At 64.3% G+C, this 25,320-nt stretch carries 25 protein-coding genes and 1 tRNA gene; 4 read left to right on the plus strand and 22 right to left on the minus strand.

The window, feature by feature from the left end:
- Window positions 1-44 precede the first annotated feature (44 nt).
- On the plus strand, window positions 45-2,858 hold the full coding sequence (locus tag MIN45_RS10225; RefSeq protein WP_286291980.1) for a response regulator: 2,814 nt from the start codon (window positions 45-47) through the stop codon (window positions 2,856-2,858).
- Window positions 2,848-4,707 (plus strand): HDOD domain-containing protein, encoded by a 1,860-nt coding sequence (locus tag MIN45_RS10230; protein ID WP_286291981.1) that lies wholly within the window; start codon window positions 2,848-2,850, stop codon window positions 4,705-4,707. The genes MIN45_RS10225 and MIN45_RS10230 overlap by 11 nt, the downstream gene beginning before the upstream one ends.
- A gap of 154 nt (window positions 4,708-4,861) precedes the next feature.
- Here the strand turns inward: MIN45_RS10230 and pnp are convergent, their stop codons facing one another.
- The 19 genes from pnp to glyA all read right to left on the minus strand — a co-directional run bounded on the left by pnp (window position 4,862) and on the right by glyA (window position 20,876).
- Window positions 4,862-6,952: a polyribonucleotide nucleotidyltransferase gene (pnp, locus tag MIN45_RS10235; RefSeq protein WP_286291983.1), complete on the minus strand. Its 2,091-nt coding sequence runs from the start codon at window positions 6,950-6,952 to the stop codon at window positions 4,862-4,864.
- Between the two features lie 5 nt (window positions 6,953-6,957).
- Window positions 6,958-7,227, minus strand: coding sequence for a 30S ribosomal protein S15 (gene rpsO, locus MIN45_RS10240; protein WP_286291985.1), 270 nt, complete (start codon window positions 7,225-7,227; stop codon window positions 6,958-6,960).
- A gap of 10 nt (window positions 7,228-7,237) precedes the next feature.
- Window positions 7,238-8,167 (minus strand): tRNA pseudouridine(55) synthase TruB, encoded by a 930-nt coding sequence (truB, locus tag MIN45_RS10245; RefSeq protein WP_286291987.1) that lies wholly within the window; start codon window positions 8,165-8,167, stop codon window positions 7,238-7,240.
- Window positions 8,160-8,522 (minus strand): 30S ribosome-binding factor RbfA, encoded by a 363-nt coding sequence (gene rbfA / locus MIN45_RS10250; protein WP_286291989.1) that lies wholly within the window; start codon window positions 8,520-8,522, stop codon window positions 8,160-8,162. Before rbfA ends, truB begins: the two co-directional genes overlap by 8 nt.
- Window positions 8,523-8,526: 4 nt before the next feature.
- A complete protein-coding gene (gene infB / locus MIN45_RS10255) occupies window positions 8,527-11,046 on the minus strand; it encodes a translation initiation factor IF-2 (protein WP_286291991.1) in 2,520 nt (839 codons plus the stop codon).
- A gap of 13 nt (window positions 11,047-11,059) precedes the next feature.
- Complete coding sequence (gene nusA, locus MIN45_RS10260; protein ID WP_286291993.1) at window positions 11,060-12,565, minus strand: transcription termination factor NusA; 1,506 nt, start codon at window positions 12,563-12,565, stop codon at window positions 11,060-11,062.
- The gene (gene rimP, locus MIN45_RS10265; RefSeq protein WP_286291995.1) at window positions 12,562-13,047 is read right to left on the minus strand and encodes a ribosome maturation factor RimP; all 486 of its coding nucleotides are present in this window, start codon (window positions 13,045-13,047) and stop codon (window positions 12,562-12,564) included. The genes nusA and rimP overlap by 4 nt, the downstream gene beginning before the upstream one ends.
- A 101-nt stretch (window positions 13,048-13,148) precedes the next feature.
- A tRNA-Met gene (locus MIN45_RS10270) sits at window positions 13,149-13,225 on the minus strand.
- Between the two features lie 91 nt (window positions 13,226-13,316).
- A complete protein-coding gene (locus tag MIN45_RS10275) occupies window positions 13,317-13,796 on the minus strand; it encodes a phosphatidylglycerophosphatase A family protein (protein WP_286291996.1) in 480 nt (159 codons plus the stop codon).
- Entirely contained in the window at window positions 13,786-14,742 is a 957-nt protein-coding gene (gene thiL / locus MIN45_RS10280; RefSeq protein ID WP_337250372.1) for a thiamine-phosphate kinase, read from the minus strand. Before thiL ends, MIN45_RS10275 begins: the two co-directional genes overlap by 11 nt.
- 2 nt (window positions 14,743-14,744) lie before the next feature.
- Complete coding sequence (gene nusB / locus MIN45_RS10285) at window positions 14,745-15,188, minus strand: transcription antitermination factor NusB (protein ID WP_286291998.1); 444 nt, start codon at window positions 15,186-15,188, stop codon at window positions 14,745-14,747.
- Window positions 15,185-15,664 carry a 6,7-dimethyl-8-ribityllumazine synthase gene (gene ribH / locus MIN45_RS10290; RefSeq protein ID WP_286291999.1) on the minus strand — a complete coding sequence of 160 codons (480 nt, stop codon included), beginning with the start codon at window positions 15,662-15,664 and terminating at the stop codon, window positions 15,185-15,187. Before ribH ends, nusB begins: the two co-directional genes overlap by 4 nt.
- A 6-nt stretch (window positions 15,665-15,670) precedes the next feature.
- Window positions 15,671-16,771, minus strand: a complete 1,101-nt coding sequence (ribBA, locus tag MIN45_RS10295; protein WP_286292000.1) for a bifunctional 3,4-dihydroxy-2-butanone-4-phosphate synthase/GTP cyclohydrolase II — start codon at window positions 16,769-16,771, stop codon at window positions 15,671-15,673.
- The gene (locus MIN45_RS12455) at window positions 16,768-16,965 is read right to left on the minus strand and encodes a type II toxin-antitoxin system VapC family toxin (RefSeq protein WP_422732660.1); all 198 of its coding nucleotides are present in this window, start codon (window positions 16,963-16,965) and stop codon (window positions 16,768-16,770) included. The genes ribBA and MIN45_RS12455 overlap by 4 nt, the downstream gene beginning before the upstream one ends.
- A gap of 208 nt (window positions 16,966-17,173) precedes the next feature.
- Entirely contained in the window at window positions 17,174-17,395 is a 222-nt protein-coding gene (locus tag MIN45_RS10300; protein WP_286292001.1) for a hypothetical protein, read from the minus strand.
- Window positions 17,385-18,029, minus strand: a complete 645-nt coding sequence (locus MIN45_RS10305; RefSeq protein ID WP_286292003.1) for a riboflavin synthase — start codon at window positions 18,027-18,029, stop codon at window positions 17,385-17,387. Before MIN45_RS10305 ends, MIN45_RS10300 begins: the two co-directional genes overlap by 11 nt.
- Window positions 18,030-18,048: 19 nt before the next feature.
- Window positions 18,049-19,137 (minus strand): bifunctional diaminohydroxyphosphoribosylaminopyrimidine deaminase/5-amino-6-(5-phosphoribosylamino)uracil reductase RibD, encoded by a 1,089-nt coding sequence (gene ribD, locus MIN45_RS10310; protein ID WP_286292004.1) that lies wholly within the window; start codon window positions 19,135-19,137, stop codon window positions 18,049-18,051.
- Window positions 19,134-19,583 (minus strand): transcriptional regulator NrdR, encoded by a 450-nt coding sequence (nrdR, locus tag MIN45_RS10315; protein ID WP_286292005.1) that lies wholly within the window; start codon window positions 19,581-19,583, stop codon window positions 19,134-19,136. The genes ribD and nrdR overlap by 4 nt, the downstream gene beginning before the upstream one ends.
- A 36-nt stretch (window positions 19,584-19,619) precedes the next feature.
- Complete coding sequence (gene glyA / locus MIN45_RS10320) at window positions 19,620-20,876, minus strand: serine hydroxymethyltransferase (protein ID WP_286292006.1); 1,257 nt, start codon at window positions 20,874-20,876, stop codon at window positions 19,620-19,622.
- A 123-nt stretch (window positions 20,877-20,999) separates the two neighbouring features.
- Here glyA and ettA point away from each other — a divergent pair, with 123 nt between their 5' ends.
- Window positions 21,000-22,667, plus strand: a complete 1,668-nt coding sequence (gene ettA / locus MIN45_RS10325) for an energy-dependent translational throttle protein EttA (RefSeq protein ID WP_286292007.1) — start codon at window positions 21,000-21,002, stop codon at window positions 22,665-22,667.
- Window positions 22,668-22,748: 81 nt separating this feature from the next.
- Window positions 22,749-23,270, plus strand: a complete 522-nt coding sequence (locus MIN45_RS10330; RefSeq protein ID WP_286292008.1) for a coiled-coil domain-containing protein — start codon at window positions 22,749-22,751, stop codon at window positions 23,268-23,270.
- A gap of 30 nt (window positions 23,271-23,300) precedes the next feature.
- On the opposite strand, the gene MIN45_RS10335 is transcribed toward MIN45_RS10330, so the two are convergent.
- Genes MIN45_RS10335 through surE form a run of 3 tightly spaced genes read right to left on the minus strand, consistent with a single transcriptional unit; the run spans window position 23,301 to window position 25,287 of the window.
- Window positions 23,301-23,879, minus strand: a complete 579-nt coding sequence (locus tag MIN45_RS10335; RefSeq protein WP_286292009.1) for a YqaA family protein — start codon at window positions 23,877-23,879, stop codon at window positions 23,301-23,303.
- Entirely contained in the window at window positions 23,879-24,538 is a 660-nt protein-coding gene (locus tag MIN45_RS10340; RefSeq protein WP_286292011.1) for a protein-L-isoaspartate(D-aspartate) O-methyltransferase, read from the minus strand. Before MIN45_RS10340 ends, MIN45_RS10335 begins: the two co-directional genes overlap by 1 nt.
- Window positions 24,535-25,287 carry a 5'/3'-nucleotidase SurE gene (gene surE / locus MIN45_RS10345; protein ID WP_286292012.1) on the minus strand — a complete coding sequence of 251 codons (753 nt, stop codon included), beginning with the start codon at window positions 25,285-25,287 and terminating at the stop codon, window positions 24,535-24,537. Before surE ends, MIN45_RS10340 begins: the two co-directional genes overlap by 4 nt.
- Window positions 25,288-25,320: the final 33 nt, after the last annotated feature.

The raw sequence follows: 25,320 nt of genomic DNA on the forward strand, positions 1-25,320 counted from the left end.
TTTGGACTACGCTTTGAGGGTGACGTCATCCAACATCGGGAACCATGAACGAAACCCGCTTCAAAACCGCTTTGGACGCCAGTACCGAGATGGTGCTGATCACCGACGCCGAAGGCCGCATCACCTACGCCAACCCAGCCCTGTGCCGCTTCAGCGGCTATTCCCCGGCGGAACTGGAAGGCCAAAGCCCGGCAAAGCTGGATTCCCCCAGGGCCGATCCGACCCTGCTTACGGCAATGAACCGCCAGCTGGCCGTAGGTCAGCCTTGGTCCGGCCGCCTATTGCAACACCGCAAGAGCGGTAGTGATTACTGGGCTGAGGTCAGTATCACGCCCATCATCAAGGATGATCGCCTTTGCGGCTACGTCCAGATCCAGCGCGACATCAGCACCCAGATCGAGAGGGAACGGCAGCTGGCGATGGAACAGGCCGATACCAAGGCGCGCCTGCGCATCGCCGAAATCCTCGCCGGACCGGAACCTGTGGAAGACCGGATCCACCAGGTGCTGGAGACGCTTTTCGACCTGCCGGAATTGGACCTGCAGCGCAAGGGCGGGCTGTTTCGCAAAGGTGACAAATGTCTGGAGATGTTTGTGCTCCACGGCCGGTTCTCGGAGGAATTCCACCGCCGCGAGCGCTGTATACCCCTAGGGGCCTGCCTGTGTGGACGAGCGGCGCTGGCCGGCGAGTTGCTGATCTCCGACGACTGCTTCTGCGACCCGCGCCACGAACACCGCTTCGAAGACATGACGCCCCACGGCCACTACATCGTTCCGCTGGTGCACGAGAACGAGATCCTGGGCGTCTTGTTTCTCTACACCGATCCCCATCCTGATCGCAACCCGGCGCGGCTGGCGACACTGCGCCAAGTGGGGGAGATGCTGGCCCTGGCACTGCTGCAGGAGGAAACCCGCCAAGCCATGGAAGCCACCAAGCAGAAGGCCCTGGCCCTGGCCGAGGCCAAAAGCGCTTTTCTGGCCAACATGAGCCACGAGATTCGTACCCCCATGAACGGCGTGCTGGGCATGCTCGACCTGCTGCGCGACACCTCCCTGGACGCCGAGCAGCGGGAACTGGTGAACACCTGCGCCTCTTCCGCCGAGGCATTGCTGGAGGTCCTCAACGACATCCTCGACTTCTCCAAGCTGGAAGCCGGCAAACTGGAGATCGAACGCATTCCCTTCAACCTGGTGGAACTGGCGGAGGAAACCTGCGCCCTTTTGGCCTCGCGCGCCCACGCCAAAGGGCTGGAACTCAATCTGTTCGTCCCCCCCAAGCTGACTTCCCGGTGCCTGGGCGATCCCACCCGTATCCGCCAGGTGCTCACCAATCTGGTGGGCAACGCGGTCAAGTTCACCGAACAGGGCGAGGTAACCGTGACCCTCAAACCCCAGGAGGACGGGCGGCTGCGCTTCGAGGTCCGCGACACCGGCATCGGCATGACGCCGGAGGTTCGCGAGCGGCTGTTCCAGCCCTTCACCCAGGCCGACGCCTCCACCACCCGCCGCTTCGGCGGCACCGGCCTGGGGCTGACCATCAGCAAGCAGCTGGTGGAAAAGATGGGCGGAGAGATCGGCGTAGAAAGCGAACCCGACCGCGGTAGCACCTTCTGGTTCACCCTGCCGCTGCCCCCGGCCACCGACACCGCCCCAGCGCCGCTCACTACGGCAGAACTGGCGGGAAAGCACGCCCTGATCGTGGACGACAACGCCACCAACCGCAGAATCGTCGCCAGTTACCTGGAGCACTTCGGCATGACCTCTGCCACCGCCGAGGACGGCCGTCAGGGACTGGCGATTCTGAAACAGCATCCTGAGGGCTTCGACCTCGTCATCCTCGACATGCACATGCCCAACCTGGACGGCGCCGGGCTGGCCGCCGCCATGCAAGCCGATCCCCGCCTGGCGGCCATTCCCAGGGTGCTGCTGTCCTCGGGCACGACCCTGAACGAAGACGAGCGCCGCTGCCTCGGCATCCGCCACTGCCTGCTCAAACCGGTGCGCCAGGACGCCCTGCGCCGGCTGTTGTGCGACACTCTGGCGGCCATGCCGGTGACCGAGACGGCGGTGGCCGCGCCCCCACCAGTCCCGGACCGTCCCTGGGCGGGCAAGCGCGTCCTGGTGGCCGAGGACAACCCGGTCAACGCCAAGCTGATCGACCGCCTGCTGGGGAAACTAGCGCTGGAGGCCAAAATCGTCGAAAATGGCCGTTTAGCCCTGGAAACCCTGGAACGGGAAACCTTCGACCTGGTGCTGATGGACTGTCAGATGCCGGAAATGGACGGCTACGAGGCCACCCGCAGGCTCCGGACCTGGGAAAACGGCCGCTCCCGCCTACCGGTGGTCGCCCTCACCGCCCACGCCGGCGAAGGCGAGCGGGAAAAGTGCCTGGCGGCAGGGATGGACGACTATCTCAGCAAACCGCTGCGCCGCCCTGAGCTCGAGGCCGTGCTCGAACGTTATCTGGGCGATGAGAGCGAACCTGAAACCGATACCCGACCGGAGGCTGAAACCCCGGCCCCCGCCCTGTGGGACCGCGAGGCCAGCCTGGCTCAGCTGGATGGTGACGAGGAACTGCTGCAGGACATGATCGCCCTGTTCCTGGACGACGCCCCAGTCCGTCTGGATGCACTGGCGGCGGCGGCTTCCGCCGGCGACTGCCAGCAAATCGCCGAGGCGACCCACGCCCTCAAGGGCATGGCCGGCCATTTCCATGCCGAGACCTTGCGACAGCAGGCCGCCGCCCTGGAACGGGCCGCCCGTGAGGGGCATTTCGAGGCTACGGCGGTCGCTGCTCTGACCGCAACCACGCGCCAGGTCATGAAAGCACTCGCAGCGGAAACCGCGCATGTCGATTGAATTCGATTTCGAGGAGCTGAAAGCGGCCGACCGCCTGCCTTCTCCGCCTGGGGTAGCGTTGTCCATCCTCCAGTTGGTGGAACGGGAGGACGCCGACCTGGACGAGCTGGCCAATCTGGTGCAGGCCGACCCGGCCCTCAGCGCCCGCCTGCTCAAGTTTGCCAACTCGCCGCTCGTCGCCCCGGTCCGCCCTATCGTCGCAGTCAAGGAAGCGGTCGCCCGCATCGGTATGAACGGCGTCCGCAACCTGGTGCTGGGGCTGTCGCTGGTGGGCCACTACCGCACCGGCGAGTGCGAGGGGTTCGATTATCCCCGTTTCTGGGCAGGTTCCCTGGCCCAGGGTGTGGCTGCTGCCCTGCTGGTAAAGCACTGGCGCCTCGCCGCCCCGGAAGAATGCTTCACCGTGGGGCTTCTGGCTGACATCGGCCGCCTGGCTCTGGCTACCGCCTGGCCTGGGGAATACGCCGACTGTCTGCGTCAGGCCGGCGAGCGCAACCTGACCGAACTGGAGCGGGAGCGCTTCACCATCGACCACCGCACCCTGACGGGGCTGCTGCTCCATGACTGGCGTCTGCCGACGGTCTTCATCGAGGCCCTGCAGCACAGCCACAAGCCTCCGCCGCAGCCGGGCGATCGCCCCGCCCGGCTGGCCTGGGTCTTCGCCCTGTCCCGGCTGGTGCAGCGCTGGTGCCTGGCGGAGCCGGAAGCCAGGCCGGAAATCCAGGCCGCCCTGGAAAAACCCCTTCAACGCGCCCTGCCCGAACTGGAGATAGAAGAATTCCTGTCCCAGAACGAAACCGAATGGCATGCCTGGGGCAAGTTGATCGAAATTCCCACCCGCTTTCCCAAAAAGTCGAAACCGGCTGGCAAACGCAATCCCGCCACACACGCGAAAGAAGAACTGCCGGGTTTGAAGATTCTGCTGGTGGACGACGACGCCATGCTACTGCTGCGCCTGGGCAAACAGCTCAAACAGGCCGGCCACCAGGTGGAAACGGTCAAAGACGGCAAGGCAGCGCTGAAGAAGATCCTGGAATCTCCGCCGCAGCTGCTTATCACCGACTGGCACATGCAGCCTATGGACGGCCTGACCTTGTGCCGCACCCTGCGCGATTCCCCCCTGGGGGAATCGATCTATCTCATCATGCTCACCGCCAGCGAAACCGAAGACGATCTGGTGCGTGCCTTCGATGCCGGTATCGACGATTACGTCACCAAGCCGGTATCGCTGCGGGTACTGTTGGCCCGCATCAAAAGCGCCCAGCGCATCGTCTCCCTGCAGATGGCCTTGGCAAAGGAACATGCCGCCTTGGAACAGCGGGCCAAGGAGTTGGAACTGCTCAATCGCAAGCTGGAGCAGCTGGCCCATACCGACGTCCTCACGGGACTTCCCAACCGCCGCTACGCTATCGAACGCCTGAACCAAGAGCTGGCCGAAAGCCGGCGCAGCGGTCGCCCCGTGAGCGTAATGATCCTGGATCTCGACCACTTCAAACGCATCAACGACACCCTGGGTCACGAGGCCGGCGACCGGGTCCTGGTCCACGCCGCCCGTATTCTGCGGGAGACGCTGCGCAGCTGCGACGTGGCTTGCCGCTTCGGCGGCGAGGAATTCCTCGTCATCGCCCCCGACACCGATTCCCACGACGGCAAACAGCTGGCCGAGCGTCTCTGCCGGGCCATCGCCGCCAACCAGCCGGAACTGCCCCTGCCCGCCCCTTTGACCGTCAGCATCGGCCTAGCCACCGCCTCCCCGGACGAAGACCCCAAGACGTTGATCCACCACGCCGACAAGGCCCTGTACCACAGCAAGGAACAGGGCCGCAACCGGGTCACGGCCGCCGCTTGACACCCGGACATCGTGGAGGAAGTCGAGGCGGGGGCTGCTGGCGACCAGGGACGGCCGCCCCGACCTCCTCCGTACCGTCCATCTGACACAAAAAAGGCGGCAGATCCGCAGATCCACCGCCCCTTTCAGTGCACTGGTTTCGTTTCGCAGGCGATCAGTGCTTTTTCGGCTGGGGCACACCCTTCATGGACAGGCGTACCCGGCCCTGACGGTCGATTTCCAGCACCTTGACCCGGACCACGTCGCCTTCCTTGAGCACGTCGCGGACGTTCTCCAGCCGTCCCTCGGTGATCTGGGAAATGTGCAGCAGACCGTCGCGTCCCGGCAGGATGTTGACGAAAGCGCCGAAATCCATGATGCGAACCACCTTGCCCTCGTACACCTTGCCCACCTCGACGTCGGCGACGATCTCCTCGATGCGGCGGCGGGCCTCCTGACCGGCCTGCTTGTCCACCGAGGCGATCTTGACCACCCCGTCGTCACTGATGTCGATGCTGACGCCGGTCTCGTCGGTGATGCTCCGGATGGTAGCCCCGCCCTTGCCGATGACGTCGCGGATCTTGCTCGGATCGATGCGGAACGAGGTGATCCTGGGGGCGTAGTCGGACATCTCCGCCCGCGGCTTGGCCAGCACGTCGTTCATTTTGTCGAGGATGTGGAAGCGGCCGCGCTTGGCCTGCTCCAGGGCCTTGCCCATGATCTCAGGCGTGATGCCCTCGATCTTGATGTCCATCTGCAGGGCGGTGACCCCATCGGCGGTGCCGGCAACCTTGAAGTCCATGTCGCCGAGATGATCCTCGTCGCCCATGATGTCGGACAGCACGGCATAGCGGCCGTCTTCCTTGATCAGGCCCATGGCGATGCCGGCTACCGGCGCTTTGATCGGCACCCCGGCATCCATCAACGCCAGGCTGGTGCCGCAGACGCTGGCCATGGAGCTGGAACCGTTGGACTCGGTGATCTCCGACACCACCCGGATCACGTAGGGGAATTCCTCCTCCTTGGGCATCACCGCCTGGATGGCGCGCTTGGCCAGCTTGCCGTGGCCTATCTCACGGCGCTTGGGCGAGCCCACGAAGCCCACCTCCCCGACGCAGAAGGGTGGGAAGTTGTAGTGGAGCATGAAGGACTCGAAGTATTCCCCTTCGATGGCGTCGATCAGCTGGGCGTCACGGCCGGTGCCCAGGGTGGCGATCACCAGGGCCTGGGTCTCACCGCGGGTGAACAGCGCCGAGCCGTGGGTACGCGGCAGCACGCTGGTGCGGATGTGGATCGGGCGGATGTCCTCCAAGCCGCGGCCGTCGATACGGACCCGATCCTGCAGGATCCGGCTGCGCACCAGCTTCTTCTCCAGCTTCTCCAGGGCTTCCTTGACCGCCGCCGGCTCGAAACGCCCGTCTTCCGTCAGAGTCTCGACCACCGCCTTGCGGATCTCCTTGAGCTTGAGAGAACGTTCCTTCTTGGGACGGATCTGGTAGGCCACCAGCAGGGCGTCCCTGGCATGGGATTCCACCAGGGCCTCGAGCTCGGGGTTGGGCTGTGGGGCATGCCATTCCCAAGGCTCGGGCTGGACCATTTCCACCAGCTCCTTGATAGCGCCGATCACCGCCTGCATCTGTTCGTGGCCGTAGAGGACCGCGCCGAGCATGACGTCTTCCGGCAGCTCTCTGGCTTCCGACTCCACCATCAGCACGGCGTTCTCGGTCCCGGCCACCACCAGATCGAGCTGGGAGTCGTCCAGCTGGGTCAAGGTGGGATTGAGCAGGTACTGACCGTCCTTGTAGCCGATCCGGGCGGCGCCGATGGGACCGTGGAACGGCAGGCCGGAAATGGCCAGAGCCGCCGAAGCGCCGATCAGGGCCGGAATGTCGCCGTCCACCTCGGGATTGGAGGACAGTACCGTGGCGATAACCTGGACCTCGTTGTGGAAACCGTCGGGAAACAGGGGCCGGATCGGACGGTCGATGAGACGCGAGGTCAGGGTTTCCTTCTCGGAAGGGCGGCCCTCGCGCTTGAAAAAGCCGCCGGGGATGCGGCCGGCGGCATAGGCTTTTTCCTGATAGTTGACGGTCAGGGGGAAGAAATCGGTGCCGGGGGCCGCCTCTCGGCTGCCCACCGCGGTCACCAGGACGACGGTGCCGTCCATGTTGACCAGGACCGCGCCGTCGGCCTGACGGGCGATCTCGCCGGTTTCCATGACGACGGTGCGGTCACCGTACTGGAATTCTTTACGAATCGGTTTCATAAGCCTTACTTACGTAGTCCCAGGCGCTCGATGAGCGAGCGGTAACGCTCGATATCCTTGCGCTTGAGATAGTTCAACAGTTTGCGGCGCTGATTGACCAGACGCAGCAGACCACGGCGCGAGTGGACGTCTTTCTTGTGCTGCTGGAAGTGGGGAGTCAGCTGGTTGATGCGGGCGGTCAGCAGCGCCACCTGCACTTCCGGGGAGCCGGTATCCCCTTCGCTGCGTTGGTATTCCTGCATGATCTTGCGCTTTTCTTCAGCGGTCAACGGCATGATTTCACTCCTATGCTGATGGTTTCGGTTTGGACAGATTGAACAGGCGACGCGGGGCAACCCGACCATCATCGAGTACTTCACCCACGCCGATGAACGCTCCCTCGCGATTATACAGGCGCACGAATCCCTCCGCCTGCAGTTTGGGGATCAGCACCGGCTGTCCCCTGAGAAGATAGAAGGCCATCTCATCGCCCAACCGGACTTCGGGCCAGGAAGCCACCGCGCGATCGATGGGCAGCAGCAGGGCGCGGCGTTCGGCCAGCGGCATCTCCGCCAGCGCCTCCAGAGTCACCGCATCGTCGATGGCGAAATCGCCCACCGCGGTGCGGCGCAGTTGCTCCACGTGTCCCAGCGTGTCCAGCGCCCCGGCGATGTCCTCGGCCAGGGTGCGAATGAAGGTGCCCTTGGAACAGAACACCTCCAATTCCAGGAAATCGGGGCCGAAATCGAGCAGCTGCAGTTCATGAATGACGACCCGGCGCGGCGGCCGTTCCACCTCGATGCCCTGGCGCGCCAGATCGTACAGACGCTGGCCGCCCTGTTTGAGGGCCGAGTACATGGGCGGAATCTGCATGATTTCGCCGCGGAAGCGCGCCAGCGCCGCCTCGATCCGCTCCCGGCTCGGTTTTGGCACCGGCTTGCGGGTAAGGATCTCACCCTCGGCATCGCCGGTGGCGGTGGCGGTTCCCAGGCGCACCAGAACCCAGTAGCGCTTGTCGCTGTCGAGCAGAAAGGCGGAGATCTTGGTGGCCTCGCCGAAACACACCGGCAACAGGCCGGTGGCCAACGGATCGAGACTGCCGGTGTGCCCCGCCTTGCGGGCCGCCAGCAGACGCTTGGCCTGCTGCAGGGCCTGATTGGAGGTCAGCCCCGGCGACTTGTCCAGCAGCAAGATGCCGTCGATGGCATCGCCTTTGCGGCGTCTTGGTTTACTCATCCTTGGGTTCTTCCTTTTTCAGTTCGTCCAACAGTTGGGTGATCCGCATGCCGCGCTCGATGGCGGTGTCCTTGAAGAAGCGCAGCTCCGGGATTTGGCGGATGTGGAGGCGCTTTCCCAGCTCGTGGCGCAGGAACGGCGCGGCACCCTGGAGGATCTCCAGGGTGGTGTCGATCTGGTCCATTTCCAGGGTGGAAACGTAGACCTTGGCCACCGACAGGTCGCGGCTGACCTCCACGTCGTCCACCGTCACCCAGCCCAGACGCGGATCCTTGATCTCGTGGCGGATCAGATCCGCCAGCTCGCGCTGGAGCTGGGAGGCGACCCGCTGGGAGCGATCGTAGTCACGGGCCACGGGATCAATCCTCCGCTTCCACTTCGACACGCTCGTAGACTTCGATCAGGTCGCCTTCGCGCACGTCGTTGTAGTTCTTGACCCCGATGCCGCACTCCATGCCGGCCTTGACCTCGGTCACGTCTTCCTTGAAACGGCGCAGCGACTCCAGTTGACCCTCGAAGATCACCACGTTGTCGCGCAGCACCCGGATCGGCAGGTTGCGGCGCACCACCCCCTCCTTGACCATGCAACCGGCGATCTGGCCGAACTTGGGATGACGGAACACCTGGCGCACCTCCGCCACGCCGGCGATGCGTTCCTTCATCTCCGGCGCCAGCATGCCCTTGATCGATTTCTTGACGTCGTCGATGACGTCATAGATCACGCTGTAATAGCGGATCTCCACGCCCTTCTCTTCCGCCAGGCGGCGGGCGCCGGCGTCGGCACGGACGTTGAACCCGATGATGACGGCGTTGGAAGTCAACGCCAGGTTGACGTCGCTCTCGGTGATCCCACCGACGCCGCCTGCGACCACGTTGACCCGCACCTTGTCGGTGGACAGTTTGATCAGGGCCTCGCGCAGCGCTTCCAGGCTGCCGTGGACGTCAGCCTTGACGATGAGGTTGAGATCGACGACCTCGCCCTCCTCCATCTTGGCGAACACCTGATCCAGCTTCGCCGCCTGCTGGGCTGCCATGCGCTTGGCCTTGGCCTTTTCGGCGCGCAGTTCGGCGATCTGCTTGGCGACCTTTTCGTCCTTGACTGCGATCAGCTCGTCGCCGGCGTTGGGCACGCCGGACAGGCCGAGGATCTCCACCGGCGTGGAGGGACCGGCCTGCTTGATCTGCTTGCCGTTTTCGTCGAGCATGGCGCGCACGCGGCCGTACTGCTCGCCGCACACCACCGCGTCACCGCGCTTCAAGGTGCCTGCCTGGATCAGCACGTCCGCCACCGGGCCCCGGCCCTTGTCGAGACGCGCCTCGAGCACCACTCCGTGGGCGCTGCCCTTGGTGGGAGCCTTCAGTTCCAGTAGTTCGGCCTGGAGCAGGATCGCCTCCAGCAGCTCGTCGATCCCCTGACCGGTCTTGGCCGACACCGGCACGAACTGGATGTCGCCGCCCCATTCCTCCGGCACCACTTCCAGCGCCGCCAGTTCGGTCTTGACCCGTTCGGGATCGGCCTCGGGCTTGTCGATCTTGTTGATCGCCACCACCATCGGCACGCCGGCGGCGCGGGCGTGGTCGATGGCTTCCTTGGTCTGGGGCATGACGCCGTCGTCGGCGGCCACCACCAGGACCACGATGTCGGTCGCCTGAGCCCCGCGGGCGCGCATGGCGGTGAAGGCCGCGTGACCCGGAGTGTCGATGAAGGTGATCCTGCCGTGGTCAGTCTTGACCTGGTAGGCGCCGATGTGCTGAGTGATGCCACCGGCCTCACGGGCCGCCACCCGAGTGCGGCGGATGTAATCCAGCAATGAGGTCTTGCCGTGGTCCACGTGGCCCATCACCGTCACCACAGGCGGCCGCGGCTTCTCGTCGCTCAAGGGTTGGGTCGCCTGTTCGATGAGCTGCTGCTCCAGGTCCTCGGCCGACTGCAGCACGGCCTTGTGGCCCATTTCCTCCACCACCAGGGCGGCGGTTTCCTGATCCAGCACCTGGTTGATGGTGACCATCTGCCCCATCTGGAACAGGGTCTTGACCACGTCGGCGGCCTTGACCGCCATGCGCTTGGCCAGCTCGGCCACGGTGATGGTTTCGGGAATCACCACCTCGCGCACCTGCGGCGCCACCGGCTGGCGCACCGTCTCCTTCGCCTTCTTGCGTTTTCTGGCCTTGGCGGCGAGCAGCTGGTCGGATGCCTCCAGCTTCTTGCGTACCGGACGCTGGCGTTTTTCTTCCTCTTTCTTCTTCTTGGCCTTTTTGGGCGAGGGTTTTGGCGCCTCTTCCACCACCGGCTGGGGTACAGGAACCTCTTCAGGTGCAGGCGGCGCCTCGGTGACGGCCTCTTCCTTCCGCGCAGCGGCTTCCTCGGCCTGTTTGGCTTCCTCCTCGGCGCGGCGGCGGGCTTCTTCTTCTGCCTGGCGCTTGGCTTCCTCCTCGGCGCGGCGCTTGGCTTCGGCTTCCTCGCGGCGGCGAGCCTCTTCCAGCTCCCGCTGACGCTTGACTTCCTCCAGGGCCTGACGGGCACGCTCGGCCTCGAGCTGCTCCGGAGTCAGGCCGGTCGCCTCGGTGCGCTTGACGTAGGTGCGGCGCTTACGCACCTCGACGTTGACGGTTTTGGTGGCGCCACCGACACGTCCCTGGCGCAGCGCCTTGACTTCCTTGCGTTTGAGGGTGACGCGACGGGGACCGAGGGGATCGGTTTCATCGTCGCCCTTACCATGACGCTGGCGCAGATAACTGAGCAGGCGGATCTTTTCTTCGTCGCTGAGGGTATCTTCGGCGCCCGATTTGGGCAGACCGGCCTCGCTCAGCTGGCTAAGCAGCCGATCCAGCGGGATACCGACGGTTTCGGCCAGTTGTCTTACGGTTACTTCACTCATCGTTCTTTCCCTCTCATTCCCCTGCCTGGCTTTCCACGAACCACGGTTCACGCGCCTTCATGATCAACTGCGAGGCCTTTTCGTCATCCAGGTCGGGGGCGATCTGCTTCAGCTCGTCCACCGACATTTCCGCCAGATCCTCCATGGTACGGACGCCGGCGGCGGCCAACTTGTAGGCCAGATCCCGGTCCATGCCTTCCATGTTCAGAAGATCCTCGGCGGGCGGCTCGCTTTCGACCTGCTCCTCACTGGCGATGGCCTTGAGCAGCAGGGCATCGCGGGCGCGCCTCCGCAGCTCCTCCACCAATTCCTCGTCGAAGGCCTCGATCTCCAGCAATTCCTTGGCCGGCACGTAGGCCAGCTCCTCCAGGGTGGAAAAACCTTCCTGCACCAGGGTGTCGGCCAGGTCCTCGTCGATGTCCAGCTCGCGCATGAACATTTCCTTGACCTTCTCGGCCTCGCTGCGGTGTTTTTCCTCCATTTCCGACACCGACATCACGTTCAGCTCCCAGCCGGTCAGCTGGCTCGCCAGGCGCACGTTCTGGCCTCCACGGCCGATGGCCTGGGACAGATTCTCGTCGGCGACGGCGATGTCCATGGAATGGTTGTCCTCGTCGACGACGATGGAGACGATGTCGGCCGGCGCCATGGCGTTGATGACGAACTGGGCGTCGTTCTCGTCCCACAGGACGATGTCGATGCGCTCGCCGCTCAGCTCGTTGGAGACCGCCTGGACTCTGGAACCGCGCATGCCGATGCAGGCGCCGATGGGATCGAGGCGCGGATCGTTGCTCTTGACCGCGATCTTGGCCCGCACCCCCGGCTCGCGGGCGGCGCCCTTGATCTCGATCAGCCCTTCGCTGATCTCCGGCACCTCAAGCTTGAACAGCTCGATCAGAAGATGGGGATCCGTGCGGCTGACGATCAGCATCGGCCCGCGGCCGTCCTCGCGCACTTCCTTGAGATAGCCGCGCACCCGGTCGCCGACGCGGAAGGATTCGTGGGGAATGGTTTCCTCCCTGGGAATCAGGGCCTCGGCGTTCTCACCCAGGTCGATCCAGACGTTGCCACGCTCGATGCGCTTTACCACCCCGGTCACTAGCTGGCCGACCCTGTCCTTGTAGGCTTCGGCGACCTTGCGGCGCTCGGCCTCACGCACCTTCTGGATGATCACCTGCTTGGCAGTCTGGGCGGCGATGCGGCCGAAGGCGATGGAGTCGATGGGCTGTTCCACGTAGCCGCCGATTTCCGCGTTGGGATCGAGCTTGCGCGCCTCCTCCAGGATCATCTCCTTGTCGGGATCGGTCAGCTCGTCGGCCTCGACCACCTTCCAGCGCCGGAAGGTCTTGTATTCCCCGGTGTCCCGGTCGATTTCCACGCGCACGTCGATGCGGCCGTCGTGCTTTTTCACGGTGGCCGTCGCCAGCGCCGTCTCCAGCGCCTGGAAGATCACTTCTTTGTCGATGTCCTTCTCGTGGGAAACCACATCGACCACACGGAGAATTTCTTTGTTCGTCATCGTTTCTGTCCTTTCATGATCGCTTGATAATCGGGGACCAGGCGGGCCTTCTCGATTTCGTCGAAGGGCAGGAAAACGGTACCTTGGCGGGTCTTGAGACGGATGCGGTCGTCTTCGACCCCTTCGATCACCCCGCGGAAACGGCGCTGGCCATCCTGTGGCTGCGCCAGCAGCACCCGCGCCTCCTCACCACGGAAACGGCGGTAATGATCCAGGGTGAACAGGGGACGGTCGATCCCCGGCGAGGAAACCTCGAGCACGTAATGGCCGGGAATCGGATCCTCGACATCGAGCAGGGCGCTGATCTGCTGGCTCACCTGCTCGCAGTCGTCCACGGTGACGCCGCCTTCGACATCGATGTAAACGCGCAGGATCCGCTGGCCGCGGGTGTCGGCGGCCCATTCGATACCGACCAGCTCGTAGCCGAGACCGGTCACCACCGGTTGCAACAATTCGATCAATGCCTTCGATACCTGACGCATTCGCTTTACGAAAAAACAGCCACAAAAAATGGGCCTGAGGCCCATCCTTGTCTTCACCCTTCCGCTGGGAAAATAAAAAGCCCCGAAACGGGGCCTTGAAATGGTTGCGGGGGCAGGATTTGAACCTGCGACCTTCGGGTTATGAGCCCGACGAGCTACCGGACTGCTCCACCCCGCGATTGATTTGGGTATTCTACCTGGATGGCAGTCTCAATTCAAGACCCTCTTTTTTCCATTTCAGCCTCTGGCCGTTTCGCTGGATTAGTCGCTCATACGGGGAAAAAGTTCAATCCCAGGTGCAACACGACCGCCGCCAGGATACCGGCGACCAGATCGTCGAGCATGATCCCCAGCCCACCACCGACCTTTTGCTCCAGGGAGCGAATCGGCCATGGTTTCCAGACGTCGAACAGACGGAACAGCACGAAGCCGGCGATCACCACCGGCAGGCTCAGGGGTGTGCCGATCATCGCCACCCAGTAGCCGACCACCTCGTCCCAGACGATGGCCGGATGATCCTCCCGCGCCAGCTCCCGGTTGATGCGGCTGCAAATATAGACGCCGACCACGATCCCCAGCACGATGGCTGCCAGATAGAGCCCCGGATGCAACGACTTCAGCAGCCAGTACAGCGGCACCGCCACCAGGGTACCGAAGGTTCCCGGCGCCACCGGCGCCAGTCCGGCCCCGAAACCAAAAGCCAGTATCTGGTCCAGACGGGACCAGTGCAAACGCAATTCACTCGTCATGATGAAAATGGCGATAGCCTGCCGGCGGCAGGGATATCGCCCTCCCCCCTTTGTTAATCCTAAGCCCCTGTTCTTTTTGTATTGTGCCTATACGATGCCATGCAACCGCCCCCGCTGGCAAGCGCTGCTGCAGCACCCGGACCGCGGCTTCCGGCAACGTGAAACACAATTCGTAATCGTCACCGCCGCTCAGAGGAAGCCGCCAGTCGCCGGTGTCGGCCACGTAGCGGCGCACCGCCGCACTCAAGGGAAGGGACTCCCACTCGAGTATCGCGCCGACACCGGAGGCGCTGAGGATGTGCCCCAGATCGGCCACCAACCCGTCGGAGACATCGATACAGGCGTGGGCCAGCCCCCGTAGGGACAATCCCAGCACCACCCGGGGCCGGGGGCGCAGCAAGCGCTCGATCACCGCCTCGTCGCGCCAGTCCAGTTCCCCCCGGAGCATCTTCAGCCCCAAGGCCGCGTCTCCAAGCGTGCCGCTGACGTAGATCCCGTCTCCGGGACGCGCCCCGCAGCGCCGCAGGGCCTGTTCCTCCGGCACCCAGCCCAGGGCCTGGAGTGACAGGGTCAGAGGGCCGCGGGTGGTGTCACCACCGACCAGATCGACCCGGTGACGCTCGGCCAAAGCGAACAGCCCCTCGGCGAAAGCACCCAGCCATTCCGGGGCGGCGTCAGGCAGAGTCAGCGCCAGTAGTGCCCACGCCGGCTCGGCCCCCATGGCCGCCAGATCGCTCAGGTTGACCGCTAGCAGCTTGTGTCCCAGGGCGGCCGGGTCGGCGTCGGGAAAGAAATGCACCCCGGCCACCATCGTATCCACCGTCGCTGCCAGCACCTGGCCGGGCGGTGGGTTCAGCAGGGCGGCGTCGTCACCGACACCGAGACGGGTCTGGGAACGGACGGCGGAGCGCCGGAAGAAGCGCCGGATCAGGTCGAACTCGTCCACGCTCAACGGGCGGCTTGAATTTCCCGCGCCCGGACCTTATGGGCAAGGCGGTCGAGTACCCCGTTGACGTATTTGTAGCTTTTGTGGGTGGCGCCGAAGACCTTGGCGAGATTGATGGCCTCGTTGAGCACCGCCCGGTAGGGCACCTCCCAACGGTACAACAGTTCGTAGGCGGCCAGGCGCAGGATGGCACGTTCGATAGGGTCGATCTGGTCCACCGGCCGGTCGGCGAATTCGGTCAGGGCAGCGTCGATAGCCTCCAGATGCTCGACCACACCGTGCAGCAGCTGGGAGAAATAATCCAGCCGCGCCCCGTCGGCCAGCCGGTCCTGAACGAACTGGCGTTCTATGATTTCCAGCGGCTGGCCGGTCAGCTGCCACTGGTACAGCGCCTGCAAGGCACAGCGGCGTGCGCCCGTGCGCGTACCCTTGCTCTGTTCGCTCATGAGGCTTTGAGGCGCCGCAGCAAATCGACCATCTCGATGGCAGTGACCGCTGCCTCGGCCCCCTTGTTTCCGGCCTTGGTGCCGGCCCGCTCGATGGCCTGCTCGATGGTATCGCAGGTCAGCACTCCGAAGGCGACCGGAATTGTATACTGCATCATGGTCTGGGCCATGCCCTTGACGCACTCGCCGGCGACGTAATCGAAATGCGGCGTCGCGCCGCGGATCACCGCCCCCAGGGCGATAATGGCGTCGCAGTCGCCACGTTCGGCCACCGCCTTGATCGCCAGGGGCATTTCGAAAGCGCCGGGCACCTTCACCACCCGGATGTCGCCGGGATCGGCGCCGTGCCGCACCAGGGCGTCGATCGCACCCTGTTGCAGGGCATCGACGATGAAGCCGTTGAAGCGGGCCGCCACCAGGGTGAAACGCATCCCTGCAGCATTCAGTTGACCTTCGCAAATCTGGATGTCGTTCATCGGTTTTCAGATCTCCACGTAATCGACCACTTCCAGGCCGAAGCCCGGCAGGCCCTTGAATTTCTTCGGCGCGCCCAGGACGCGCAGTTTCCTCAGCCCCAGATCGGCGAGGATCTGGGCACCCGTGCCGGTGGTGCGCCAATCCTCCGGTGATTCTTCCTGGGGCATCTCGACCCCGTTGTCCTCCAGCTGATAGCGGTGGATCTTTTCCACCAGGGAGCGGGTGTCCTCCTCGTTGCGGATGACGACCACCACGCCGCAGCCTTCCTCGGCGATGCGCCGCATCGCCCGCCGCAACGGCAGTCCCGGTTCGCGTTTGGAAGCGAGCAGATCGGCCAGCAGATTGCGGGCGTGGACGCGCACCAGCACCGGCTCGTCGCCGGCCACCTCGCCCATCACCAGTGCCAGATGGAGTTTATTATCGATGCTGTCCTGAAACGCGATCAAGCGGAACTCCCCATATTCGGTGGGAAAACGGCACTCGCTCACGCGCTCGACAGTCTTCTCGTGCTCCAGCCGGTAACGGATCAGGTCGGCGATGGTGCCCATTTTCAGGCCATGTTCGCGGGCGAATCTTTCTAGCTCCGGCCGCCGCGCCATGGTGCCGTCCTCGTTGAGGATCTCGACGATCACCGCCGCCGGTTCCAGCCCTGCCAGCCGCGCCAGGTCACAGCCGGCCTCGGTGTGCCCGGCCCGGCTCAGCACCCCGCCGGGATGGGCCATGAGCGGGAAGATGTGGCCGGGCTGGACCAGATCCTCGGGTTTGGCGTCGGGCGCCACCGCCACCTGGATGGTACGGGCCCGGTCAGCGGCGGAGATGCCGGTGGTGATCCCCTCGGCGGCGTCGATGGAAACGGTGAAGTTGGTCCGGTGCGGGGTGCGGTTCTCGTCCACCATCAGTGGCAGACGCAGCTGCTGACAGCGTTCCCGCGTCAGGGTCAAACAGATCAGGCCGCGGGCGTAACGGGCCATGAAGTTGATGTCCTCGGGACGGGTGAAGCTGGCGGCCAGCACCAGATCGCCCTCGTTCTCGCGGGCCTCGTCGTCGAGGATGACGACCATCCTACCTTGGCGCAGATCGCCGATGATTTCTTCGATGGTGTTCATGACTTTCCGATTGCCGCCGCAGCCTTCTGTAACTTTTGATCACAAGTAAACAGATGCCCCCCAGTCTGGTAGGCCAGTTCCAGAAACAGGGCGTCATAGACAGAAAGCCGTCGCTTCCTGGCCAACCGCATTGCCCCTCCGATCAATTCACGATGACCAACCAGACGTATTGGCAAGCTTTGAATGAGACGCATCAATTCGACCGTTTCCTCCTGGGTGAGAAGATCTTTCTGATATTTTATTTTTTGTGCAGAACGTTGCCTGCCTCAACCAGCATGAGTTCCGGAGACAGCGCCACATCCTGGCCCAACGCCACCTGCCGCAAGAACGAATCCAGTCCGGAGGCCGGCGGTCCATCGGGAATGAACAGCCGCAATACCGCTGAAGTATCCAAAACACCAATCAACGATCCCGATCCTCACGAATCTCACGAATGGAATCTCCCAGCTCTCGTCCCTGGAGGCGTCGTCGCCATGCTTGCGCCTGCGTCAATACATCCAAGCCTTCACAGGAAAGAACGCCTTTTTCCAAAAGCCTAAGGGTTTCCTGTTCCAGATCCCGATGATGGCGTTTGGCCAAGAATTTGAGGATCTCATACATTTCCTTTGGAATTTCAATCTGCATGAAAACCGCTCCGATGTAACAAATCAAGCAGGTTCGAAGGCGAATCACCCAACAACAGGCGCTCCAGGTAGCGGGCGATCAGATCCACCTCCAGATTGACCTTGTCACCCACGGTGGTGGTTCCCAGGGTCGTCTCCTTAAGGGTGTGGGGCACGATGTTGACCTCGAAGTCGACGCCATCGACGTGGTTGACTGTCAGGCTGATGCCGTCGACGCAGATGGAGCCTTTGGCGGCGATATAGCGCGCCAGTTCCCGCGGCGCTCGCATACGGAAGCGCACCGAGCGGCCGTCGTCCCACTTGGCGATCACTTCGCCGATGCCATCCACGTGGCCGGAGACGATGTGGCCACCGAAGCGGGTCGTGGGCGTCATCGCCAGCTCCAGGTTGACCGGACTGCCGACCCGGGCATGCCCCAGGGTGGTCTTCGACAAGGTTTCGCGGGAGACGTCGGCGGCGAAGGCGCATTCTCCTAGTTCCACGGCGGTCAGGCACACACCGCTGACGGCGATGCTGTCGCCCAGTTTCACCTCGTCCAGCGGTAGCTTGCCGGTGGCGACGGTGAGACGCACATCCCCACCCCGGGGGGTGACGGTTTCGATGGTGCCGATGGCTTGAATGATTCCGGTGAACATAGGAAGATAACGGTATAAATTATCGGGGTTGAATTTTGAGCCGCAGGTCCGGGCCGACCCGGCGCACTTCATCGAACCTCAGCTCAATGCGGTCCGCCATGACCTGGATGCCCGGCAGCTGGAACAGGCCGCGGCCTTCGTCTCCCAGCAGACAGGGCGCCAGATAGAGCACCCATTCGTCCACCAGGCTGGCTATCGCCAGTGCGCCATTGAGGGTGGCACCGGCCTCCACCAGCACTTCATTGACCTCCCGCCGGGCCAGCTCCTCCAGCAGGGCCGCCAGATCCACCCGCCCTTCTCTGGCCGGAGCCGCCCAGATCTCGGCGCCCGCCGTCTCCAGCGCCGCGCGCCGGGCCGGATCGGGATGACAGCTGGCGATCAGGGTTCGGCCGGGCAGGCCGAGCATGCGGGCGGTCGGCGGCATCCGCAGGCGGGAATCGACCACCACCCGCAGCGGCTGGACGATGTCGCCATCCTCCAGACGGGCGTCGAGGCGGGGATCGTCCGCCAGCACCGTACCGATGCCGGTGAGAACCGCCGAACTTCCCGCCCGCAGACGGTGGACATCGGCGCGGGCCTGGGGCGAGGTGATCCACTTGCTTTCCCCTGAGGCCAAAGCGGTGCGGCCGTCGAGGCTGGCGGCCAGCTTGGCGGTCACCCACGGCCGCCCCCGCCGCTGGCGGCTGACGAAACCCCGGTTGAGACGTTCAGCCTCCGTTTCCAGGATGCCGCATACGGTCTCGATCCCGGCTGCCTGCAGGCGTTTGAGACCGCCTCCCGCCACCCGGGGATTGGGATCGGTCATCGCCGCCACCACCCGCCTGACCCCGGCCCCGATCAACGCCTCGGTACAGGGCGGGGTGCGACCGTGGTGACAGCACGGCTCCAGGGTCACGTAGCAGTCGGCGCCGTGGGCCGCCCCCCCGGCCATCTTCAGGGCCTCGATCTCGGCGTGAGGCCCGCCGGCGCGACGGTGCCAACCCTCCCCCACCACCCGGCCGTCCTTGACCAGCACGCAACCGACCCGAGGATTGGGATCGGTGGTGTAGCGCCCTTTTTCGGCCAGGCGCAGGGCACGGGCCATCCACAGGTTATCGGCGGCGCTCATTCCTTCTCCAGCCCCTCGATGACCCGACGAAATTCGGCCACGTCCTCGAAGCTGCGATAGACGGAGGCGAAGCGCACGTAGGCGACCCGATCGAGCCCCTTGAGCGCCTCCATCACCCTCTCGCCGATGGCCCGCGACGGCACCTCCCGCTCACCGGAGCGCATCAGCGCGGTGATGATCTGCTGCACCGCCGCGTCGACGCGCACGCTCTCCACCGGCCGTTTCTCCAGCGCCCGCAGCAGCCCGGCACGCAGCTTGGCCTCGTCGAAAGGCTCACGGCGACCGTCGCGCTTGACCACCCGGGGCAAGTTCAGCTCCGCGGTTTCGTAAGTGGTGAAACGCTCCTTGCAGCGGACGCACTCACGCCGGCGGCGCACTTTGCCGTCGGGGGTGAGGCGAGTGTCCACCACACGGGTGTCGGGGGCTTCGCAAAAAGGACAGTGCATTACCGTTGATCAACCATCACCAAATTCGGCGCCACCTCACCTGCCATAGACCGGAAACCGCCGACACAGTTGCACCACCTGGTCGCGCACCCGGGCGATGGTGTCGGCATCGTCCACGTTGTCGAGCACGTCGCACATCCAGCCAGCCAGATCGCGGCACTCCTGCAGGCCGAATCCACGGGTGGTGGCCGCCGGGGTGCCGACGCGGATGCCGCTGGTGACGAAGGGAGACTGGGGGTCGTTGGGCACCGCGTTCTTGTTGACGGTAATGTAAGCCTCTCCCAGGGCGGCCTCGGCCTGCTTGCCGGTGACTCCCCTGGCTACCAGGTTGACCAGGAACAGGTGGTTGTCGGTGCCGCCGGAGACGATGTCGTAACCGCGCTCCATGAACACCTGGGCCATGGCGCGGGCGTTGTCCACCACCTGCTGCTGATAGGTCCTGAATTCCGGCTCCAGCGCTTCCTTGAAGGCCACCGCCTTGGCGGCGATCACGTGCATCAGCGGCCCGCCCTGGATACCGGGAAAGACGGTGGAATTGAGTTTCTTTTCCAGCTCCGGATTGCCCTTGGCGAGGATCAGGCCGCCGCGGGGGCCGCGCAGGGTCTTGTGGGTGGTGGTGGTGACCACATCCGCCACCGGCACCGGGTTGGGATAGAGGCCGGCGGCCACCAACCCCGCCACGTGGGCCATGTCCACCATCAGGAAGGCGCCGACCTCGTCAGCGATGGCACGGAACTTCTGCCAGTCGACGATGCGCGAATAGGCGGAGAAACCGGCGACGATCAGCTTCGGCTTGTGCTCACGGGCCAACCGGGCCACCTGGTCGTAGTCGATCTCGCCGGTGTCGGGACGGATACCGTACTGCACCGCCTGGAACAGCTTGCCGGAGAAATTGACCTTGGCGCCGTGGGTCAGATGGCCGCCGTGGGCCAGGCTCATCCCCAGAATGGTGTCGCCGGGGCGAAGCAGGGCCAAGAAGACGGCCTGGTTGGCCTGGGAGCCGGAGTGGGGCTGGACGTTGGCATAATCGGCTCCGAACAATTCCTTGGCACGCTCGATGGCCAGCCGCTCGGCCACGTCCACGTACTCGCAGCCACCGTAATAGCGCCGTCCCGGATAGCCCTCGGCATACTTGTTGGTGAGCACCGTGCCCTGGGCCTGGAGCACCCGGGGGCTGGCGTAATTTTCCGAGGCGATCAGCTCCACGTGATCTTCCTGGCGCTGCATCTCGCCGCGGATCGCGCTCCACAGCTCGTCGTCGTAACCGGCGATTTCCATACCTTTGCTGAACATGATGCGTCTTCCCCTGTCAGAAGCCTTAAGAAAATCATACCATTCTAAGCTGGCCGCGCGCGTGCGGCCAGCAAAATCCGGTACAATCCCCCACATTCCCGCCAACCAAAGCGTGTAAAACCCATGGCCCAGTACATCTACACCATGCACCGGGTGAGCAAGACCGTGCCGCCCAACCGCACCATCCTCAAGGACATCTCCCTGTCCTTCTTCCCCGGCGCCAAGATCGGCGTCCTCGGCCTCAACGGCGCCGGCAAATCCACCCTGTTGCGCATCATGGCCGGGGTGGACACCGAATACGACGGCGAAGCCCGCCCCATGCCCGGCATCCGGATCGGCTACCTGCCCCAGGAACCCCAGCTCGACCCCGACAAGACCGTGCGCGAGGTGGTCGAGGAAGGGGTGGCCGACACCGTCGCCCTGCTCAAGCGCTTCGAGGAAGTCAGCAACGCCTTCGCCGAGCCGGACGCCGACTTCGACAAACTTCTGGCGGAACAGGCGGAACTGCAGACCAAGATCGACGCTCTGGATGCCTGGAATCTGGAACGCAAGCTGGAGGTGGCCGCCAACGCTCTGCGCCTACCCGACTGGGACGCCAAAATCGCCCCCTTGTCAGGCGGCGAGAAACGTCGCGTGGCCCTGTGCCGGCTGCTGCTGTCCAATCCCGACATGCTTCTGCTCGACGAGCCCACCAACCATCTGGACGCCGAGTCGGTGGCCTGGCTGGAACGCTTCCTGGCGGAATTTCCCGGCACCGTGGTGGCGGTCACGCACGACCGCTACTTCCTCGACAACGTCGCCGGGTGGATCCTGGAGCTGGACCGCGGCCACGGCATTCCCTGGGAGGGCAACTATTCCTCCTGGCTGGAACAGAAGGAAAAGCGCCTGGAAATGGAGGAGAAGCGCGAGAACGCCCGTATCAAGGCCATGAAGCAGGAGCTGGAATGGGTGCGCAGCAATCCCAAGGGCCGCCACGCCAAGTCCAAGGCCCGTCTTGCCCGTTTCGAGGAACTGGCCTCCCAGGAATTCCAGAAACGCAACGAGACCCAGGAAATCTACATTCCGCCGGGGCCGCGTCTCGGCGATCTGGTGGTGGAGGCCGAGGGCTTGCGGAAGGCCTATGGCGACCGCCTGCTGTTCGACGGGCTCAGTTTCAACCTGCCGCCAGGGGGCATCGTCGGAGTCATCGGCCCCAACGGCGCCGGCAAGACCACCCTGTTTCGCCTGATCGTCGGCCAGGAACAGCCTGACGAAGGCACGCTGCGCATCGGCGAGACGGTGCAGCTGGCCTACGTGGACCAGAGCCGCGATGCCCTCGACCCGGAAAAGACCGTGTGGGAGGAGATTTCCGACGGCCTGGACCTCATCGAGGTGGGCAACTACAAGACTCCCTCGCGCGCCTATGTGGGCCGTTTCAACTTCAAAGGCAGCGACCAGCAGAAGCGGATCAAGGAACTCTCCGGCGGCGAACGCAACCGCGTCCATCTGGCCAAACTACTCAAAAGCGGCGGCAACCTGCTGCTGCTGGACGAACCGACCAACGACCTGGACGTGGAAACCCTGCGCGCCCTGGAGGAAGCCCTGCTGGCCTTTCCCGGCTGCGCCATGGTGATCTCCCACGACCGCTGGTTCCTCGACCGCATCGCCACCCACATCCTCGCCTTCGAGGGCGACAGCCAGGTGGTGTGGTTCGAGGGCAACTACGCCGACTACGAAGCCGACCGCAAACGCCGTCTCGGTGACGACGCCGACCGGCCCCATCGGATCAAGTACAAGCGCCTGGTGGCGTGATGACGGGCGGGGCCGCTTGGTTTTTGCGGCCCCGGCCCCCAAATAGAAACGGGACATCCATCACACAATAGGGAGAGAAGCATGGTCGCGACTGCAGAAAGCACACTGGACAAGATTCAGGAACACCTCCGTCCGCTGGAGAAAGCGCTGGACGAGGTCAACGATTCCCTCGTGCAGCTGGAAAAGAAGCTCGACGAAGTCCGCGCCTACCTGACCAAGATCGAGCTGGAGTCCCTCGACCTGGCCCGGCGCATTCGTGAGGAAAAGCACGAAATCAACGCACTGCGGCACAAGATCAAGAAACACGACCACCTGCTCCGGGAGATCGACCCGAAAACTGCACCACGCGAATACCAGCGCATTCTCGAGGAACGGGATGAAATGGCGGTCAAGCTGGAAGAGCATCTCCGGGAACTGGAACGGCTGCGGGAGCAGTATGACGAACTCATCGAGCGGGAAAACGCCCTGCTGGGCGAAGAGGTCGAACTGGAGCAGGAATACGATCACCTCAAGGCGCGCTACGACAAACTGCTGAAACAAATCAGCCGCCTTGCCCGCACCCTGGAACAGCGGGTGCGCGACATTCGCGCCAAATACTACTGAGCGATCGGGGTCGGCACGGCCGACCCCGGCTCAACGCAGCAGCAGATACAGGGCGATACCGACGGCCACCAACGCCACCGAAGCCCAGCCGATCACTCGCACGTGGCGGTAGATGGCCTGCTCCAGGCGCTCGCCGCCCCAGGCGATCAACCCCGCGACCAGAAAGAAACGTCCGCCGCGCCCCAGAAAGGAAGCGAACACGAAACCGAGCGGATTCATCGCCAGGCCCCCGGCGGCGATGGTGAACACCTTGTAAGGAATAGGCGAGAAACCGGCCACCAGCACCGCCCAGAATCCCCAGCGGCCGAACCAATCCCGGGCGATCTGGTACGCCTCCCAATAGCCCCACTGCTGCAGCCACGGCTCGACAGCGGCGATAGCGAAATAGCCGATGCCGTACCCCAGCACCCCTCCCAGCACCGAGGCCAGCGTGGTCAGCAGCGCCAGGCGCCAGGCGGCCTTAGGGTTGGCCAGAGCCATAGGGATCAGCATCACGTCCGGCGGAACGGGGAAGAAGGCCGACTCGGCGAAACTCAGCGCCGCCAGATAGCGGGGAGCATGAGGATGGCGGGCGTAGCGCAATACCTTTGAATAAAGTGACTCGAACATCAGCCCAGTCCGCTCAGCAGGGGAACGAACTTCACCGCCTCGATTTCTTCCAGCTCGAAACCCGACGGCGTGTGCACTACCCGGGTCAGTACCTGCCTTTCGGCCTGCTCGATGGGAATGATCATCACCCCACCCTGGGCCAGCTGACGCAGCAGGGCCTCGGGAATCTCCCGGGCCGCAGCGGTGACGACGATGGCGTTGTAGGGGGCGTGCTTGTCCCAGCCCCAGCCACCGTCGCTGTGTTCGTACTTGACGTTGTAGATCTTGAGATCGTAAAGCAGAAAACGGGCCCGCTTCTGCAGTGCTTCGATGCGCTCGACGGTGTAGACCACGTCCGCCAAATGCGCCAGGACCGCGGTCTGATAACCGGAACCGGTCCCCACCTCCAGCACCTTGCGCGGTCGCCGGCCGGCGACCGCCAGTTCCGACATCCGCGCCACCGTATAAGGCTGGGAGATAGTCTGACCGAAACCGATGGGCAGAGCGGTGTCCTCATAGGCCCGGCTCGCCAGCGCTTCCTCCACGAACAGATGGCGCGGCACCGCCCGCATCGCCTCCAGCACTTCCAGGCTACGGATGCCCTGCTGGCGCAGGCGTGCCACCATGCGCTCGCGGGTGCGGCGCGAAGTCATGCCGATGCCGTCTCTGCAAACGCTCATTTGTCTTCCTCCGGCAGCCAAGCGGCGAGGGTGTCGATGGCGTCGTAACGGGTCAGATCGATCTGTAGCGGCGTCACCGACACACATCCCTGGCGGATGGCGTGAAAGTCGGTTCCAGGGCCGGCATCCTGTTCCGGGCCGGCTGGCCCCACCCAGTAGATGGGACGGCCGCGGGGATCGGTATCCTGAATCACCGGCTCGGCCTTGTGGCGCTGGCCCAGCCGGGTGGCCCGAAAACCCTTGATCTGCGCCAAAGGCAGATCGGGGACGTTGACGTTGAGAATGGTGTCCGCCGGCAGCGGATGACGGCGCACCTGCTCGAACAGGCGCAGCGACACCGCCACGGCGGTGTCGAAGTGTCCGGGTTCCTCCCCGGTCAGGGACACGGCGATCGCCGGCAGGCCGAGAAAACGCCCCTCGGTGGCGGCGGCGACGGTGCCGGAATAGAGCACGTCGTCACCCAGATTGGCGCCGTGGTTGATGCCTGCGAACACCATGTCCGGCTCGTCGTCCAACAGGCCGGTGATGGCCAGGTGGACGCAGTCGGTAGGAGTGCCGTCCACCCGGTAGAAGCCGTTGTCCATCCGGGCGACCCGCAGCGGCCGGTCCAGGGTCAGGGAATTGCTGGCACCGCTGCGGTTGCGGTCCGGGGCCACCACGGTGACCCGGGCATGGGCGCTCAACGCCCGAGCCAGGCGAACCAGTCCCTCGGCGGTGTAGCCGTCGTCGTTGCTGATGAGAATGTGCATAGGGTATTTTTACAACAAATCGTTGCAATTGTA

Origin of the sequence: Methylomarinovum tepidoasis, assembly GCF_030294985.1 — a bacterium.
In the GTDB taxonomy this organism is placed as follows: domain Bacteria; phylum Pseudomonadota; class Gammaproteobacteria; order Methylococcales; family Methylothermaceae; genus Methylohalobius; species Methylohalobius tepidoasis.

Bases quoted from the DNA above. Each gene is read 5' to 3' on its own strand.
- MIN45_RS10225 (WP_286291980.1), top strand. From the start codon at position 45: ATGAACGAAACCCGCTTCAAAACCGCTTTGGACGCCAGTACCGAGATG.
- MIN45_RS10230 (WP_286291981.1), top strand. From the start codon at position 2,848: ATGTCGATTGAATTCGATTTCGAGGAGCTGAAAGCGGCCGACCGCCTG.
- pnp (WP_286291983.1), bottom strand. From the start codon at position 6,952: ATGAAACCGATTCGTAAAGAATTCCAGTACGGTGACCGCACCGTCGTC.
- rpsO (WP_286291985.1), bottom strand. From the start codon at position 7,227: ATGCCGTTGACCGCTGAAGAAAAGCGCAAGATCATGCAGGAATACCAA.
- truB (WP_286291987.1), bottom strand. From the start codon at position 8,167: ATGAGTAAACCAAGACGCCGCAAAGGCGATGCCATCGACGGCATCTTG.
- infB (WP_286291991.1), bottom strand. From the start codon at position 11,046: ATGAGTGAAGTAACCGTAAGACAACTGGCCGAAACCGTCGGTATCCCG.
- nusA (WP_286291993.1), bottom strand. From the start codon at position 12,565: ATGACGAACAAAGAAATTCTCCGTGTGGTCGATGTGGTTTCCCACGAG.
- rimP (WP_286291995.1), bottom strand. From the start codon at position 13,047: ATGCGTCAGGTATCGAAGGCATTGATCGAATTGTTGCAACCGGTGGTG.
- MIN45_RS10275 (WP_286291996.1), bottom strand. From the start codon at position 13,796: ATGACGAGTGAATTGCGTTTGCACTGGTCCCGTCTGGACCAGATACTG.
- nusB (WP_286291998.1), bottom strand. From the start codon at position 15,188: ATGAGCGAACAGAGCAAGGGTACGCGCACGGGCGCACGCCGCTGTGCC.
- ribH (WP_286291999.1), bottom strand. From the start codon at position 15,664: ATGAACGACATCCAGATTTGCGAAGGTCAACTGAATGCTGCAGGGATG.
- ribBA (WP_286292000.1), bottom strand. From the start codon at position 16,771: ATGAACACCATCGAAGAAATCATCGGCGATCTGCGCCAAGGTAGGATG.
- MIN45_RS12455 (WP_422732660.1), bottom strand. From the start codon at position 16,965: ATGCGTCTCATTCAAAGCTTGCCAATACGTCTGGTTGGTCATCGTGAA.
- MIN45_RS10300 (WP_286292001.1), bottom strand. From the start codon at position 17,395: ATGCAGATTGAAATTCCAAAGGAAATGTATGAGATCCTCAAATTCTTG.
- MIN45_RS10305 (WP_286292003.1), bottom strand. From the start codon at position 18,029: ATGTTCACCGGAATCATTCAAGCCATCGGCACCATCGAAACCGTCACC.
- ribD (WP_286292004.1), bottom strand. From the start codon at position 19,137: ATGAGCGCCGCCGATAACCTGTGGATGGCCCGTGCCCTGCGCCTGGCC.
- nrdR (WP_286292005.1), bottom strand. From the start codon at position 19,583: ATGCACTGTCCTTTTTGCGAAGCCCCCGACACCCGTGTGGTGGACACT.
- glyA (WP_286292006.1), bottom strand. From the start codon at position 20,876: ATGTTCAGCAAAGGTATGGAAATCGCCGGTTACGACGACGAGCTGTGG.
- ettA (WP_286292007.1), top strand. From the start codon at position 21,000: ATGGCCCAGTACATCTACACCATGCACCGGGTGAGCAAGACCGTGCCG.
- MIN45_RS10330 (WP_286292008.1), top strand. From the start codon at position 22,749: ATGGTCGCGACTGCAGAAAGCACACTGGACAAGATTCAGGAACACCTC.
- MIN45_RS10335 (WP_286292009.1), bottom strand. From the start codon at position 23,879: ATGTTCGAGTCACTTTATTCAAAGGTATTGCGCTACGCCCGCCATCCT.
- MIN45_RS10340 (WP_286292011.1), bottom strand. From the start codon at position 24,538: ATGAGCGTTTGCAGAGACGGCATCGGCATGACTTCGCGCCGCACCCGC.
- surE (WP_286292012.1), bottom strand. From the start codon at position 25,287: ATGCACATTCTCATCAGCAACGACGACGGCTACACCGCCGAGGGACTG.